Below are 15339 nucleotides of genomic sequence, written 5' to 3'. Positions count from 1 at the left end.
GCTCGGACTCCAAAAATCCGCGCGGGTGCTGGGGTACGCCGGACCGCCAAGAGCTGTATCGTCACTGGGCGCCAGTATTGAGCTGAATTCGGGCCCGCTCGCAAAAAGAGATTGACCGCATAGCATGCTCAATCACCGGCCTCGCCGCGCCGTGGATGATTTTGCGGGCGAAGCCGCCGTGCTGATCAACACGGGCGTACGCGTCTCATAACTGGTCGATACATAATGTATTACATCTAGACTGGTTGACTCACCTACAATTTGTTGTAATATTCTCACTTAGTGTTTTAAGCGAGGCGGGAATTTCTTACAGTTCGGGGGACGCTAATTGTGGTCAATCAAGTCAGCCGTCGATGTCGCATCGGTTTCGTCGGGATTGCAGTGCTCATAACGACAGCCGGCATCGTGGCTGCGACTCGAGCCGCCGGGCTCGGCCCGGCTGCCAGCGCGGTGCTGGGCGAGGCGGTGTTCGACACGAATTATTTCGTCACCGCCAGCTCGATAGCGAGCCCGGCGCAGATCACGATCGATTCGAGCGGTCATCTCTATGTCGCGGATCTCGCCAACAATCGCGTGCTCGGATGGCATAGCGCGGCCGGCTTTGCGAACAACGCTCCCGCCGATGCGGTTATAGGGTAAGTCGATTTTCTCCACGTCTATCGGAACCAGGGCGGCGCATCAGCGACACTCGACACGCTGGACAGTCCGCAAGGCGTTGCGGCCGATTCGGACGGCAACCTTTACGTTGCGGATACCAGCAACAACCGCATCACCGAGTATACGAGTCCGTTCGCGAGCTTCACGGGGACTCCGCTGGCGGGAGAGAGCGCCAACTTTGCGATTACCGCAACCAACCTGGGGCTGAGCGAATCGCAATCGATCACCGAGCCGGAGGCGGTGGCGGTGGATGGCAACAACAACCTGTTCGTGGCGGACACCAACAAAAGCCGGGTGCTGGAGTTCCTCGATCCGCTCGCAAGCGGGGTGTCATGCACGCCGAATGCCGACGGTTCCGGATGCGCCGGCGACACTACTGTCGATTACGTGTTGGGGCAGTCGAACCTGATCAACACGGGTTGCGACGATGGCGGGGTTAGCGCCAGCAACCTCTGTATGCCATATGGCATAGCAGTCGATCCGGGAACCAACAATCTGTATGTCGCCGATGTGAACAACAACCGGGTGGTGGTTTTTCCGGCGCCGATCTCCACCGGCGAAAGCGCCGCGCAGGTTTGGGGCGAACCCGATTTCGACGCCAACATTGCCGGCACCGGACCGGACTTGTTCGAGTTCCCCGACGGCGTGGCGCTGGACGGCGCGCACAACCTGTATGTCTCGGACACATTTAATATGCGCGTGCTGGAGTACCCCGCCGGGTCGCCCTATCCAAGCACGTCGCCGGGTACGTCGTGGGGGGTCGGCGATGCGTCCGATTTCAGCGACAGTGGCCAGTGCGGGGTTGGTTACTCCGGGCAAACAGTGATGCCGAATGCCTTCAAGGGAATCGGTATCGCGCTCGACAGCTCTGGCGGCCTGTACGTCGCCGACGCTTGCGCCAGCCGGATACTCGTCTTCGACAATGCGCTCGCGCCAACCGAGTCAGGAACCCGGGTGCTCGGGCAGGCCGATCTCGCGCATGGCGCGAACGGCAACGAGACCTTCAACGCGTCGATGCTCGCGCCCAACTCGCCGGTGGTCGATTCCCAGGGCCATCTGTACGTGGTCGACAGCGACGACAGCCGGGTGCTCGGATGGAACAGCGCATCCAGCTTCACCGACGGCCCGGGCGCCGACCTCGTGATCGGCCAACCCGACTTCGCTTCGTTTATTGCAAATCAGGATTCGGCCGACGGGAATCCTACCGTCGCGAGCCTGAACTATCCGTTCGGTATCGCGGTCGACTTCAAGGAACCTGTACGTCGTCGACGAGTATAATTCCCGGGTGCTGGAGTACGACACTCCATTCGCCGGCTTCGATGGGATGCCGCTGGCGGGTCAGAGCGCCAGCCGGCTATGGGGTCAGGGGACAGATTTTACCGGTGGAAATCCCAACCAGGGCGGGATCAGCGCGAGCTCGCTGAACAATCCCACGGCGGTTGCGTTCGACTCCGGACACAACATGTATATCGCGGATTCGGGCAACAACCGGGTACTCGAATATCCGTACGGCAGCGGGTTTGCGTCGAACACCGCCGCGGAGGCTTTTGGTGTGGACAGCACCGGGACCAACTTCTCGAGGGCGGGCGCATGTGGGGCGAGCAATGTCGCGTTGTGCAATCCGGAACGGCTCGCGCTCGACAGCAAGAACAACCTGTACGTATCGGACAACCGCAACAACCGGGTGGTGATATTCAACACTCCGCTAAACGGCTCCAGCGGCGAGCCGGGTGCGGGCGACGTGACGGCGGACGAAGTTATAGGACAGCCGGACCTTAGCACCGGGACCGCTGGCGGCGGAGCGGCCGGACTCAAGTCTCCGCAGCAGATCGCGACCGATGCGGGCGACGATCTTTTCGCCGCGGATTCGGCAAACAACCGCGTGCTCGAATACCTGCATAACGCGGCGTCGGGCTTTCCAGACACGTCGGCGGACTTTGTGTGGGGCCAGGCCGACTTTACGGGGATCGAGTGTAACGGCGGCAGCGAGTTTCCCGGCCCGACTACGCTGTGCTCTCCGACGGGAGTCGCAGTGGACTTGTTTGGCAACATTTATGTTGCCGATGAGACCAACGATCGCGTGCTGAGATACGGTTCGGCGGGTCCGACGCCTACTGCAACCGCGACTGCCACGGCGACGGCGACCGCAACGCCAACCGCCACTGCGACTGACACTGCAACCGCGACCGCAACTGCCACCGCGACGGCAACTGCAACCAACACGGCGACCCCGACTGCGACCGCCACCGCAACCGCAACCAATACGGCGACTGCGACTCCGACTGCCACCGCGACGGCAACTGCAACCAATACGGCGACGGCGACTCCGACAGCCACGTCAACTGCAACTGCGACTGCCACCGCAACTGCCACCGCGACGGCGACCTCAACTCCGACTGCCACCTCGACTGCTACAGCCACATCAACTGCCACGGCGACGCCAACGCCCACGCCCGGCGCGTTGTCAGTCTCCCCGGCGAGTTTGAGCTTTGGGAATCAGAGCGTCGGCACCACGAGCGCACCCCAGACCGTAACGGTGACCAACCCGGGCCTGGCATCAGTGACGTTTGCTGGAATATCGGCTAGCACGGACTTTGTTGAAACCGACGACTGCCGACCCAGCGTGGGAGCGCATAGTACCTGCAGCATCAGCGTCTCGTCCCAGCCGACTCACGCGGGGCCTTCGTCCGGCACCCTGACGTTCACGGACCACACCACCAACAGTCCTCAGGTGATCAACTTGAGCGGGCAGGGCAACAACGGGAAGGGGCACTAAAGAAGAGTTGCTGTCGTCAGCGGGCGCTCGTACTGGCCGCTGAATTCGGGCGCCCTCGCAAAAAAGAGAGTGACCGCAGGAGCTGCGCGATCACCGGCTTCGATCCGCTGTCGGTGATTTTGCCGGCGAAGCCGTGCCGTGCTAATTAACACGGGCTTATTCTGACGTTTTCTTCTGAAGGTCCATGCGATGCTGTTCGTGATTATCGGCCATGACGGACCCGACGGGGCGGCCTTGCGGCCGAAGGTGCGGCCGGCTCATCTCGAGAATCTGCGGCCGCTGGTGAGCGCCGGCAAGTTGAAGCTCGCGGGACCATTCACGGACGGCAGCGGCAGCCTTATCATCGTGGATATGGAGAGTGAGGCGGAGGCGATCGCGTTTGCGAATAGCGATCCGTACGTGACGAGTGGGGTATTCGCGCGTGTCGAAGTGAAGCCGTTCCGGCAGGTATTTCCCCAGTAGAATTTCGCAATCTCTCTTGATGGAGAATCAATGGCGGGAGCTTTATCCAGTTTAAAGATCGTTGAAGTTGGCGAGATGGTATCGGCGCCGTATTGCAGCAAGCTGCTGGCGGACATGGGCGCCGAGGTGGTCAAGGTCGAGCGGCCGGGAGTCGGCGATCGCGCGCGGACGCGCGGGCCGTTTCCGGGCGACGTCGCGAATCCCGAGACCAGCGGACTGTTTCTCTATCTCAATACCAACAAGCGCGGCGTCACGCTCGATATCACCAAGCCCGAGGGCTTCGAGATTCTGGAGAAGCTGGTGGCGGGCGCCGACATCCTGATTCACAACGTCGCGCCGCCTGAGATGGATCGCGTCGGACTCAGGTACGAGCGGATGCGCCGCGCAAATCCGAAATTGATTATGACATCGATCCTGCCGTTCGGACTGACGGGACCGTATCGCAACTACCGCGCGGAGGATTTGACGATCTGGTGCGCGGGCGGCGTGTGCGTGCTCAACGGCGGCGGCCCGGAGCATCCGGAGTTACCACCGCTGAAGACTGCGGGGCATCAGGAGGGCTACCAGGGCGGAGTGCATGGCGCGACCGCGACGATCGCGGCGGCGTTCGCGCAGCTTAGCGACGGGGCAGGGCAGCATATCGAGGTGTCGGTGCAGGAATCGATCGCGTCGATCCTCGAGATGACGTTCGAGTACTGGCCGTATATGAAGATGATTGCGACGCGGCTCGGACAGAAGCCGCTGCAGCCGGTCGAGACGATGCAGTGCAAGGACGGGTACATTTATTTGTGCTGCATCGAGGAGCATCAGTGGCGCAACTTCGTCGAGATCATGGGAAATCCCGAATGGGCGGAGATGGAAATTTTCAAGGATCGGCTCGTACGCGCGCTGAACTGGGACGCGCTCAGACCGATGCTAGAGGAATGGGTCAGCCAGCAGACGGTGCTCGACTTGTATCGCAAGGCACAGGCGAAGCGGGTGCCGTTTGCGCCGGTATCGACGATGGGTGACCTGCTCAACTCGGAGCATTTGAAGGCGCGCGGATTTTTCGTCGAGATCGCGCAGCCGGTCGCGGGCACGCACAAGTATCCGGGCGCGCCGCTCAAGTACGGGCGCACGCCGTGGGAGATTCGGCGGCCGGCGCCGACGCTCGGACAGCATAATGCGGAAGTCTTCGGCAAACAGCTCGAGCTTTCGGATGCGCGGCTCGAGGAACTCAAGCGCAAGGGTGTGATTTAGAAATGGCCAAGTCTCCTTTATCTGGAATTCGAGTTTGCGATTTCACCTGGGTGTGGGCGGGACCTTACTGCACCCTGCAACTGGCGCATCTTGGGGCCGAAGTGATCAGGATCGAGACTAAGACGCGGCCGTGCGTCACGCGGATGCTGCCGCCGTGGCCGGACGGTGTGTTCAACAGCCTCAACAAGTCGGGCTACTTCAATCAATACAACCAGGGCAAGAAATCGTTGTCGCTGAACTTCAAACATCCCGAGGCGAAGGAAGCCGCGTGGCGGCTGATCAAGAATAGCGACGTCGTGATTAACAACTTCGCGGCGGGTGTGCTCGAGAGGATGGGATTCGGCTACGAGGAGGTGAAGAAGATAAATCCGAATGTAGTAATGATTACTCTGTCGGGTTACGGCGACACTGGACCGTATAGTGAGTACGTTGCATACGGGCCGGCGCAGGTACCGTTGTCGGGGCTGTCGGCGCTGACTGGCTATAAGGGATTCCCTCCCATGCATGCGGGATTCAGCTACGCCGACCCCAACGCGGGGGTGCATGGCGCGTTCGCGATAATCAGCGCGCTGTTCCATCGCGCGAAGACCGGCGAGGGACAATATATCGACATGAGTCAATGGGAATGCGCGATGGACCTTCTGGCAGAAGGGATTCTCGAATACACGATGAATGGGCGCGAGCCGGAGCGAAACGGGAATCGCGATCCGCTGATGTCCCCGCACGGGCTATTCAAGTGCGTCGATCTGCCGGAGAAAGTACTCGATGTCAGGATTGACCAGTGGGTTGCAATAGTATGTGCGGACGACGCGGAGTGGGCGCGACTGGCTAGAGCAATAGGTAAGCCCGAACTAGCTGATGATCCGCGGTTCGCGACGCTCGCGGTGCGCAAAGAGAATGAAGAGGCGCTCGAAGCAATAGTCAGTGCGTGGACGGCGACGCGCAGAGTTGCCTATGTAGTAGATACTCTGCAAGCGGCCGGAGTTGCGGCGGGAGCCTGCGCCGATAACAAGTATCTATCGGAAGACCCGCATCTGAAGGAGCGCGAATACTTCGTCTATCGCGAGCATCCGGAAGTGGGGAAGAGGCAGCACTGTGGTATCCCGTGGCGGATGAGCGGAACGCCGTGCGAAGTGAAGTCGGCGGCACCGGTGCTCGGGCAGCATACTAATGAGGTGATGACGGGACTGCTCGGATATAGCGCGGCGGAGGTCGAAGCGTTGCGCGCGAAGGGGGCACTGGACTAGCGGAGGAACTTGATCGTAGTGAAACCCGCCGTGGGTTTCACGCTTCCTTGGGCAGCGGTAACCCCTGCACTTTAGTGAAAAAAGAAAAGATGCGGGACTTCGTCCCTGTTAGAACTAGTTAAGGGGAGAGGCGCGATGCGGACTCTGAAAGTGTTGATCGATGGGTTGGCGTTTCCTGAAGGGCCGCGATGGCATGACGGGAAGTTTGTTTTCTCCGACATGCATGCGCATCAGGTGGTCGCGGTCGATATGGCGGGGAAGCGCGAGGTCGTGTGCGAGGTGACGAATCGGCCTTCGGGGCTTGGATGGCTGCCGGATGGACGGATGCTCGTCGTGTCGATGACGGATCGGAAGCTGATGCGGTTGGATCGCGACGGGCTGAAGATGGTTGCCGATATGAGCAAGCTCGCGCCGTTCGATTGCAACGACATGGTGGTCGATGCGCGCGGGAATGCGTACGTCGGGAACTTTGGATTCGACTTGCACAAGAACGAGACGCCGCGTGGGACGACGCTGGTGATGGTTGCGCCGGACGGCGTCGCGCGCGTCGTTGCGGAAGATATGATGTTCCCGAACGGGATGGTGATCACGCCGAACGGGAAAACATTGATAGTGGGCGAGACGTTCGGGCGGCGGTTGACGGCGTTCGATATCGGCGCGGATGGATCGCTCGCGAATCGACGCGTGTGGGCGGACTTGGGAAATAGTTTGCCTGACGGAATCTGCCTGGACGCCGAGAATGCAATCTGGGTGGCGTGTCCAACGGCGTCGGAAGTGATTCGGGTGAAGCAGGGCGGCGAGGTGGTCGAGCGGATCAAAGTGGAGACTGACGCGTTTGCGTGCATGCTCGGCGGTCGCGATGGCCGGACGCTGTTCGTCGCGACGGCACCGAATTCCGATCCCGAGAAATGCCGCGCGACGCGAGGCGGGAGAATCGAAACCACACAAGTCGACGTGCCGCACGCCGGATTGCCATGATCGCGCACACTGGCGTGAGCGGGGGCTGCGTGGCGTAATGAATTGCGATGAGCGTTAACGGACACGGCGAGAGTTTTCGCGCGCGGCGCAAGCGCATGATGGAGGTGATCGCGCCGGGCGCGACCGCGATCATGCCGAGCGCGCCGGTCGCAGTGCGATCGGGCGACGTCGAGTTCGTTTATCGGCAGGACAGCGACTTCTACTATCTGACTGGATTCGCGGAGCCGGAATCGGTCGCGGTGCTATCGCCGGGGCATCCGGACGGCGAGTTCGTGATGTTCGTGCGGCCGCGCGACAAGGAGCGCGAGACGTGGACGGGGCGGCGGGCGGGAATCGAGGGCGCGACAATCGAGTACGGAGCGGACAAGGCTTACGTAATCGACGAGCTCGAAAAGATTCTGCCACGCTATCTCGAAAAGAGTGAGCGCGTGCATTACCCGCTCGGGCTGAACGAGAAGATGGATGAGCGGGTATTGAAACTGATTCGCTGGGCGCAGTCGATGCGGCCGCGAATCGGCGTGGGACCGTCGTCGATAATCGATCCGCGTGACATTGTTCACGAGGCTCGGTTGAAGAAGGAGCCGGCGGAGCTCAAGGCGATGCGGCGTGCGATGGCGATTTCGGCGGACGCGCACAAGCGCGCGATGTTGAAGGCGCGCGGCGGGATGAAGGAGTGGCAGATCGAGGCCGAGGTCGATTACGCGTTTCGCTCGCAGGGTGCGGCGGGTCCCAGCTATCCGTCGATCATCGCGTCGGGACCCAACGCGGCGACGCTGCATTACATCAACAATGATCGCGAGATGCAGACTGGCGAGCTGTTGCTGATCGACGCCGGTGCGGAGTACGACTTTTATGCGGCTGATATCACGCGCACGTCACCGATTGGCGCGCGCTTCACTGGCTTGCAGCGCGGCTTGTACGAAGTAGTGCTCAACGCGCAGCTCAAGGCGATCGACACGATCAAACCGGGCGCGCATTTCGACGAGCCACACGAAGTTGCTCTGGGCGTGCTGGTTGACGGCATGCGGCAGCTCGGCATCCTGCACGGATCGGCCGAGGAAATAATCGAAAAAGGCGCGTACCGCCGCTACTACATGCATCGCACGAGTCATTGGCTCGGCATGGACGTGCATGACGTGGGGCTGTACCGAGTGGGCGGCGCGTCGCGAGTGCTCGAGCCCGGAATGGTACTCACTGTCGAGCCGGGATTATACATCGCTACCGACGACGACGAAGTTCCCGACAGTTTCCGCGGAGTGGGGATCAGAATCGAGGACGACGTGCTGGTTACCGAAAGCGGTCACGAAGTGATGACCGCGGCGACTCCGAAGTCGATTGCCGACGTCGAAGCACTGACTACAGCGCAGTAGTCACTCCAATACTCACAGCCACGAATGACAGGTGCTGCGGGCCTCCTGGCAAGCTGCCGTGCAATTACCTAATTCGTTTCGGCAATAAGATTCGTCATTACCATGTAGTTCGCATACCTGGTAGTTGCGATTGCACTCGTACTGGCACTTGGTCTGCGCGTAGTCGCATCGATTGGCGCATCCAGCGGCGAAGAACGCAACGGCAGTGGCGGCGAGCAATGCTCTGGCGATCACGAGCGGGTCGGCGCTATAGCTCAAGTGCGCTGGCGGTGCCGACAAGTGTCTTGGCGCCATCGGCCTTGTCGCACCATACTTCGACCTCGGCGCGTGTGCGTTTGCCCTCGGGGTGGCGCTCGACGATCAATCCCTTTGGCCCGGCGATGTCGTTGCCCCACACGACGTTGACCAGCCGCAGATCCATCTTGCCGCCGTAGAGGAAGCCGAGTCCGAAACGCCGCGTCATCATTTCGGCTACGAGGCAGACGGAGAGCATCCCCTGCACGACTATTTCCGGGAAGCCCAGCTCGACGGCCTTTTGCTTGTCGTTGTGATAGTTGCGGGCCGGGCCGGAGAAGGCCATGCACATCTCTTCTGTGATTTTGCGCATGGGAGCGTCGATCGGATCGCCGCCGCGCTCGCCGATTTTGAATGTGCGTGACGAATCCTTCTCGCGCGACTTGTCGACGACGAAACCCTGCTTCGTCTGTTCGGGGAGCAGGAAGCTCTGATGGGTGCGGCTGCGCGAGACGAGCTGTCCCGAGGCGTTGCCGACGAGGACTTCGTTTACGACGTACTCGCGATCGCGCTTGACGTAGCGATCGACTATGATGGCGCGAGTCTTGAGCCGCTCGCCGACCATCACGGGCGCGAACAGGCTCCATTCCTGACGCGCGTGAAGGTTGCCGTAGATGTTCGGCAGATACCAACCGAGCGTTTGGTAAACGGCGCTGTGGAGAATCAGCGCGGGTGCGATTGGACCACCGAGCGGGGAATTGCCGCGGTACCACGGATTGTCGTCGCCGGTGCCGGCGATGTAGGTCGCGATGAGGTCGGGCGTGATGTCGTAGGTGATGCCGCCGAAATCGCGGCCGACGTACACCTCTTTGCGGTCGAAAATTTCGTTAGCCATCGTGATTCCTGTCGGCGCTAGTTTTTCTGCTTGGTTTTGAGCCGGTCATTGAACTTGGCGGCGTCGACTACTGCGCGCCGATGGCTCCCGGAGCCAATTTGCTCGACATCGTCGAAGGCGCGCACGGAAAATTCGAGGCGGCGGCCTTCGACCTTGGTCACTTCAGCCTCGGCGCGAGCGCGATGGCCAGGCGGGGTCGCGGCGGTGTGACTGACTTCGATCGTCATGCCGACCGAACTTTCGCCGGCGTCGAGAAACGGCTGGATCGCATTGATGGCGGCCTGCTCCATCATCGCGACCATCGTGGGCGTGGACAGAACCGCGGCCAGCGACGCGTCGAGGTGGCTCGCGAGATCGGCGGCGGTGACGGTCTTCGCGTAACTTCCTTTGGTTCCGATCGGAAACGGTTTCATCGCTACAACACCGCGATCAAGATGTGGACGCAGAGGATGACGCAGATTGTAATGCCGAAACCGTAAAACACGGTGCGCCACGGTTGCAGGCCGCGCATGTACACGATGGTGTGGAGAATCCGCGCGACTGCGAAGATAGTGAAATAGATGAACGCGCCTCCCGGCCAGCATCCGAGTGTCACGTAAATCATCGCGAGAAACAGGAAGATGGGGATGTTTTCCAAATCGTTGCGCCAGGCCGCTGCGGCGCGCTTGACGATCGGCAATTCATCCGGCGCGGGCCCCGGCGCTCCGAAGAATTTCGCGTCTTCCGGGGTGACAAAGGTTTTCGAGCTGGTTCGCGCGAGAGCTTGAACGACCGAGTTTGAGAACATCTTGAAAAATAGAATTACGGTGATCAGCGCATAGAATTGATACTCGGTCATCGGCATCTACCTCCGCAGGCCCATTGCATCGAGTTTCTTGACGACCCATTCGACGCGATCGTTTCCCCAAAATGGCTCGCCGTCGACGATGAAGGTCGGCACGCCGAAGACGCCGTCGCGATCGCCCTCGGCGAACGCCTCGGAGAGTTCGCGGGGTCCGTCGTGTGCCGCGTAGCGTTGGAACGCGCCGGCGTCGAGTCCGGTTTCCTTCATCACCGCGGCAAGCGTGCCGGCGTTTTCGATGTCGAGTTCGCGCTTGAAGAAGCGCTCGAAGACGCGGTCGGAGTAGGGGCGGAAGAGGCCGTGCTTGTCGGCAAACAGGCCGGACATGAGCGCGAGTTTCGAGTCGAAGATTTTCTGCGGTCCGCGGATTATCATGCCGCGGGCGTTCGCGTAGCGGCGCGCGTCGAGGTAGAGGTAGCGAACTTTGCGCCATTCGCGCTCGGGGCGCTGGTCGAGGTCGCCGCCGAAGGCGCCGCGGATGTTGAGTTCGTGCGGAATGTAATGCAGGCGGACGCGATGCGATTCCATCAGCGCATACGCGGGATGCATCGCGAGGTACGCAAACGGGCTTTTGTAGTCGTAGTAGAGCTTGATGGTCAGGAGTTCGTCGGCCATGGGTGAGGATTTAGCAGACAGAAGGGAGAACTGCCTAATCCGGGTTCTGCATCCAGTCGGCGACGCGTTCGCCGATCATGATGCAGGTGAGGTTGGTATTGGCACGCACGATGTTCGGCATTATCGACGCGTCGACGACGCGCAATCCCTGCACGCCGCGCACGCGGCAGTACTGATCGACTACCGCCATCGGATCGCTCTCCGGTCCCATCTTCGCTGTGCCGACCGGATGAAAGATCGTCGTGCAGTTTTCGCGGATAAAAGTCTCGAGCGCGGAATCCGAGGTTACGACTTGCGCGGTCGGATTCACGAACTCTTTGAGCATCGGTGCCAGGGGACCTTCATGCATCAGGCGCCAGGCGATGCGCACCCCGTCGGCCATCCGGCGCAGGTCTTCGGGGTCGTCGAGATAGTTGAGCTCGATGATCGGCGGGACGTCCGGATTGGCGCTGCGCAGGCTGAGTCGTCCGCGTGAACGGGGGCGCTGCAGGCCGGGCACGACGGACACGCTCGGGACAGGCAGGTCGAGTTGCAGTCCCGGCGACACGCTCTGGTCGAATAGCTCGAACACGTACATCTGCATGTCGTTGAACTCATTCGAACCCGCGGCGGTATAGCGGATACCGATAGGGTTGGTGACCTGCGGGTCGTGCGGAATTCCGGCCACCGGGGTCGCGACGACGAAGACCATCGGATGGTCGATCAGATTGCGGCCGACACCCGGCAAGTTCACCTGGCATTTGATGCCCAGCGCCGCGAGCTCGTCGTGCGGGCCGATCCCCGAGCGCAGCAGGAGCGCGGGAGATTGTACGGCGCCCGCGGAAAGCGTGACGCGACGGCCGCGCACTTGTTGCGTCGTGCCGGCGCACTCGATTTCGACACCCGCGGCGCGGCCGTTTTCGATGATCACGCGGTGCGCGTTGACGCCGGGCCGAATCGTGAGATTCAGGCGATGACGCGCGGGCGCAAGATAGCCGATGGCGGTCGAGATTCGCACGCCGTCGCGCCGGTTGCGTGGCCATGGGCCGATGCCCGTGGACTGGGGATCGTTGTGGTCCGAAACTTCCGCGTATCCTGCCGCGCGCGCGGCTTTGAAAAAGGCGTGATTGAGCGGCTGCCAGTTCTCGGGGCGCGGGCGCTCGATCCAGATCGGTCCGCCGATACCGTGGAAATCGCCGCGAGCGTCGCGGTCGTCTTCGAGCTTGCGATGGAACGGCAGGACCTTCTCGAAGCTCCATTCGCGATTACCCCACGCCGCCCATTCGTCGAAGTCGCCCGGCGTGCCGCGCAGCGCGATATGACCGTTGACGGCAGAGCTGCCGCCGGTCACCTTGCCGCGCGGGTACGGGATTTCGCGAGTGGGCGTGGCCTGCGCGACCAAACCCCAGTCATGCGGTCCAGCGGAGACCCAGGTGGTCAGTAAATCTGCGGGAGTCTGTTCAACGGCTGAGTAGTCGGGGCCCGCTTCGAGCAGCAAGACGGCGCGATTGGGATCCTCGCTTAGCCGGGCTGCCAGCGCGGCGCCCGCCGAGCCCGCCCCAACAACAATATCGTCGTATTCCATCGATCTACTCTCCCGCTCCTTGCAAGCGCCGGTGCTTAGCCACGGGCGTAAGGATCGTCAACTGCGAACCGCCAGGTACCGTCAGGCTGGCGACGCACAATCTCCATCGCCTTATGTTTCATTTCGACTGCGGACCCATCCGCGGCCTTTCCGATCAAGCTCCAGTCGTTGTAGAGCACCGCGAGGTCATCGCCTGCAGGAACTACCCGCACGACTTTCATCGTGATTTTCGCTTCCGGTAGTGCCGCAAATAGTCCCTGAATAGCTTCGCGGATTGCCGCGATTCCACGATTCGCCGTCCCGTCTTCGTTCACCAGGCTGGCTTCCGCTTCATACAGAGCTACAAGACGGTCTAAGTCGCGGGCGTTGACGTATTGGCCGAAGAGTTCGTCGCACTGCTCGGGAGTCTGCGCTGGCATAAACTTCAACCTCCTCGCAGCGGTGACACTGCTGCAAGTTGTTGTCACTGTCAACGCGCGCGATTTCTCAGATCAGGGGTTCGTGGATTGCTTCAGCGGCTTCGGACGCGGGTTGCTTGCGATGCGGATCGGCGCCGAGGACGAGGGCCAGCACGCCGCTGACTGAGATCAGAATGCCGACGACCTCGCGGGTGGTTGCGCGCTCGCCGAGAAACATCACTGCGAACAGGATCGAGAGAATCGGGATGCCGGGGATGACCAGCGCCGTCGTCCACGTCAATGAGAGACGGTTGATCGCGCCGTACCAGGTGAGTCCGCCCAGAAAATAGACGAAAAAGCCGGTCACCAGGATCACGCCGAGCGAAACCGGGTCGGCGAGCTGCACCAGCGAATCGCGGCGGAACACCAGCAACATCGCGCTCAGCACAATCGCCGCGTAAAGAAACCGCCCGCCGATGATCGAGGTCGGAGTCAACGGCGGCATCAGCTTAAGGCCAATCACGTGCGACGTCTGCCAGAACAGCGGGGTCGCGAAGATGATGGCCGATGCCCACAACGGTGAAAACGAGCCGCCGCCGGCGAACACCGAACCGATGCCAACGAGGATCGTGACGGTCGCGAGCATCTGGCGCGCGGAGGGGCGCTCGCCGACAAAGATCGTCGAGAGAATCAATGAATACACCGGCTCTGTTTGCATCAGCAGCACGCCTGCGACGGCGCCGATGCGGGTGAGTCCGTAGGTGACGCTGAGACTCGTCATCACTGTTCCCGCCATCGCCACCCAGAACAGGCGGCCGCGATAGCGCGGGTCCGCGATCAACCTCAACTCGCCGGTGTATAGGAGAAGCGCAATCGTACACAGCGCCGCGAACGCGACGGCGCCAGTGCAGAAGAGCAGGGGATCGAGATGAACCGCGCCCCATCGAGTGATGACGGGCTGGCCTGCACCGAGGATTGTGTTGATGATGCAGAGCGTGAGACCGACCTGAAAGGCGCGCGCGCGACGGGCCGAAACGTCGGGCATCGACTATGCCCGCGCCAAAGCGACGGCGACGACGAGTACGGCCAGCACAATTCGATAGATCGCGAAGGACCGGTAGGAGTGAGTTCGCACGTACCTCAGCAGCCCGACGATCGCCAGCAGACTGAAGACGGCAGAGGCCGAAAAACCCCATCCGAGCGGGGCGGTGAGGCCCGAATGGAAGAGCTTGCGGGCCTCGATCAGGCCCGCACCGGCGATTATTGGCGTCGCCATCAGGAAGGAGAAATTGGCGGCATCGGCGCGCTCGATACCGAGGAAACGGGCGGTGGTGATCGTGGCGCCAGAGCGGGAGACACCGGGGATTATGGCGAGCGCCTGGCTCAGGCCAACGAGGAGAGCGTCGAGGAAGGTGACGTCGCCTATTTTGCGCTCCTTTGACCCAATCGCATCAGCGGCCCACAGAAAAAGCCCAAGCGTAGCCATAGTGCCTGCGATCAGGAGTGGCGAGCGGAAGATTGTCTCGGCTTGTTTCTCCAACAGGACGCCGATAATGGCTCCAGGAACCGAGGCGACTATCAGCAGGAACAGCAGGCGCCGCTGGACCCGGTTACCGTTGGCTAGCGACAAGGCCATTTCGAGCCATTCGCGCCAGTAGAAGACCAGCAGCGCCAATAGCGTTCCAAGATGAAGGACAACATCGAAGGCAAGTCCCGGATCCTCCTGCCATTTGAACAACCACGGGACGAGTATCAGATGAGCCGAGCTGGAGACCGGCAGAAACTCGGTCAAGCCTTGAACGATACCCAGAACGATAGCCTGATATACAGAAAACATCGTATTTTCAAATACTTAGACAAGCGGTCCGGGGTTTCAACCATATTTGTCCCATTTGCGACCGATGCCTACGAAACTCGATGATAGGTGAAAACATATCCAAGATGCTCCTTGACCGGCCCGCTACTTGGTCTAGAATTGGTTCCTGCGGTCGGGGAATAGATCGGGTATCAGGAGGCATTATTGCCTATGAATCGAGTTGCCAGAGGCAAGGTAATTCCCTTAC

Annotated in this window: 16 protein-coding genes and 1 pseudogene; 9 read left to right on the top strand and 8 right to left on the bottom strand. The window is 61.1% G+C overall.

Annotated elements, in window-relative coordinates:
• The first annotated feature begins 405 nt into the window (after positions 1-405).
• The 9 genes and pseudogenes from VJX68_RS00405 to VJX68_RS00370 all read left to right on the top strand — a co-directional run bounded on the left by VJX68_RS00405 (position 406) and on the right by VJX68_RS00370 (position 8729).
• Entirely contained in the window at positions 406-639 is a 234-nt protein-coding gene (locus VJX68_RS00405; protein WP_324093656.1) for a hypothetical protein, read from the top strand.
• Between the two features lie 57 nt (positions 640-696).
• Positions 697-762 (top strand): annotated as a pseudogene (locus tag VJX68_RS19230) (SBBP repeat-containing protein); the annotation flags it as partial.
• A 141-nt stretch (positions 763-903) separates the two neighbouring features.
• Positions 904-1935 (top strand): NHL repeat-containing protein, encoded by a 1032-nt coding sequence (locus VJX68_RS00400; RefSeq protein WP_324093655.1) that lies wholly within the window; start codon positions 904-906, stop codon positions 1933-1935.
• A gap of 7 nt (positions 1936-1942) precedes the next feature.
• Positions 1943-3433, top strand: coding sequence for a choice-of-anchor D domain-containing protein (locus VJX68_RS00395; RefSeq protein WP_324093654.1), 1491 nt, complete (start codon positions 1943-1945; stop codon positions 3431-3433).
• 189 nt (positions 3434-3622) lie between these two features.
• Positions 3623-3895, top strand: a complete 273-nt coding sequence (locus tag VJX68_RS00390) for a YciI family protein (RefSeq protein ID WP_324093653.1) — start codon at positions 3623-3625, stop codon at positions 3893-3895.
• 30 nt (positions 3896-3925) lie between these two features.
• A complete protein-coding gene (locus tag VJX68_RS00385) occupies positions 3926-5134 on the top strand; it encodes a CaiB/BaiF CoA transferase family protein (protein WP_324093652.1) in 1209 nt (402 codons plus the stop codon).
• 2 nt (positions 5135-5136) lie between these two features.
• Entirely contained in the window at positions 5137-6381 is a 1245-nt protein-coding gene (locus tag VJX68_RS00380) for a CaiB/BaiF CoA transferase family protein (RefSeq protein ID WP_324093651.1), read from the top strand.
• Positions 6382-6516: 135 nt separating this feature from the next.
• The gene (locus VJX68_RS00375) at positions 6517-7359 is read left to right on the top strand and encodes an SMP-30/gluconolactonase/LRE family protein (RefSeq protein WP_324093650.1); all 843 of its coding nucleotides are present in this window, start codon (positions 6517-6519) and stop codon (positions 7357-7359) included.
• A gap of 47 nt (positions 7360-7406) precedes the next feature.
• On the top strand, positions 7407-8729 hold the full coding sequence (locus VJX68_RS00370) for an aminopeptidase P N-terminal domain-containing protein (RefSeq protein WP_324093649.1): 1323 nt from the start codon (positions 7407-7409) through the stop codon (positions 8727-8729).
• A gap of 247 nt (positions 8730-8976) precedes the next feature.
• Here the strand turns inward: VJX68_RS00370 and VJX68_RS00365 are convergent, their stop codons facing one another.
• The 8 genes from VJX68_RS00365 to VJX68_RS00330 all read right to left on the bottom strand — a co-directional run bounded on the left by VJX68_RS00365 (position 8977) and on the right by VJX68_RS00330 (position 15113).
• A complete protein-coding gene (locus VJX68_RS00365; protein ID WP_324093648.1) occupies positions 8977-9858 on the bottom strand; it encodes a MaoC family dehydratase in 882 nt (293 codons plus the stop codon).
• A 17-nt stretch (positions 9859-9875) separates the two neighbouring features.
• Complete coding sequence (locus tag VJX68_RS00360) at positions 9876-10271, bottom strand: thioesterase family protein (RefSeq protein WP_324093647.1); 396 nt, start codon at positions 10269-10271, stop codon at positions 9876-9878.
• Between the two features lie 2 nt (positions 10272-10273).
• Positions 10274-10696 (bottom strand): MAPEG family protein, encoded by a 423-nt coding sequence (locus VJX68_RS00355; RefSeq protein ID WP_324093646.1) that lies wholly within the window; start codon positions 10694-10696, stop codon positions 10274-10276.
• Positions 10697-10702: 6 nt separating this feature from the next.
• The gene (locus VJX68_RS00350; protein ID WP_324093645.1) at positions 10703-11314 is read right to left on the bottom strand and encodes a 2-hydroxychromene-2-carboxylate isomerase; all 612 of its coding nucleotides are present in this window, start codon (positions 11312-11314) and stop codon (positions 10703-10705) included.
• A gap of 34 nt (positions 11315-11348) precedes the next feature.
• Entirely contained in the window at positions 11349-12878 is a 1530-nt protein-coding gene (locus VJX68_RS00345; RefSeq protein WP_324093644.1) for a GMC family oxidoreductase, read from the bottom strand.
• A gap of 35 nt (positions 12879-12913) precedes the next feature.
• Positions 12914-13297, bottom strand: a complete 384-nt coding sequence (locus tag VJX68_RS00340) for a YybH family protein (protein ID WP_324093643.1) — start codon at positions 13295-13297, stop codon at positions 12914-12916.
• 67 nt (positions 13298-13364) lie between these two features.
• Positions 13365-14321: a DMT family transporter gene (locus VJX68_RS00335; RefSeq protein ID WP_324093642.1), complete on the bottom strand. Its 957-nt coding sequence runs from the start codon at positions 14319-14321 to the stop codon at positions 13365-13367.
• Between the two features lie 3 nt (positions 14322-14324).
• Positions 14325-15113 carry an undecaprenyl-diphosphate phosphatase gene (locus tag VJX68_RS00330; protein WP_324093641.1) on the bottom strand — a complete coding sequence of 263 codons (789 nt, stop codon included), beginning with the start codon at positions 15111-15113 and terminating at the stop codon, positions 14325-14327.
• Between the last annotated feature and the right edge of the window lie 226 nt (positions 15114-15339).

It is taken from the genome of Binatus sp. (SeqCode) (assembly GCF_035272065.1).
In the GTDB taxonomy this organism is placed as follows: domain Bacteria; phylum Desulfobacterota; class Binatia; order Binatales; family Binataceae; genus Binatus.
Note: the sequence above shows the minus strand (reverse complement) of the source record. Positions and strands in the feature narration are given on the sequence as shown.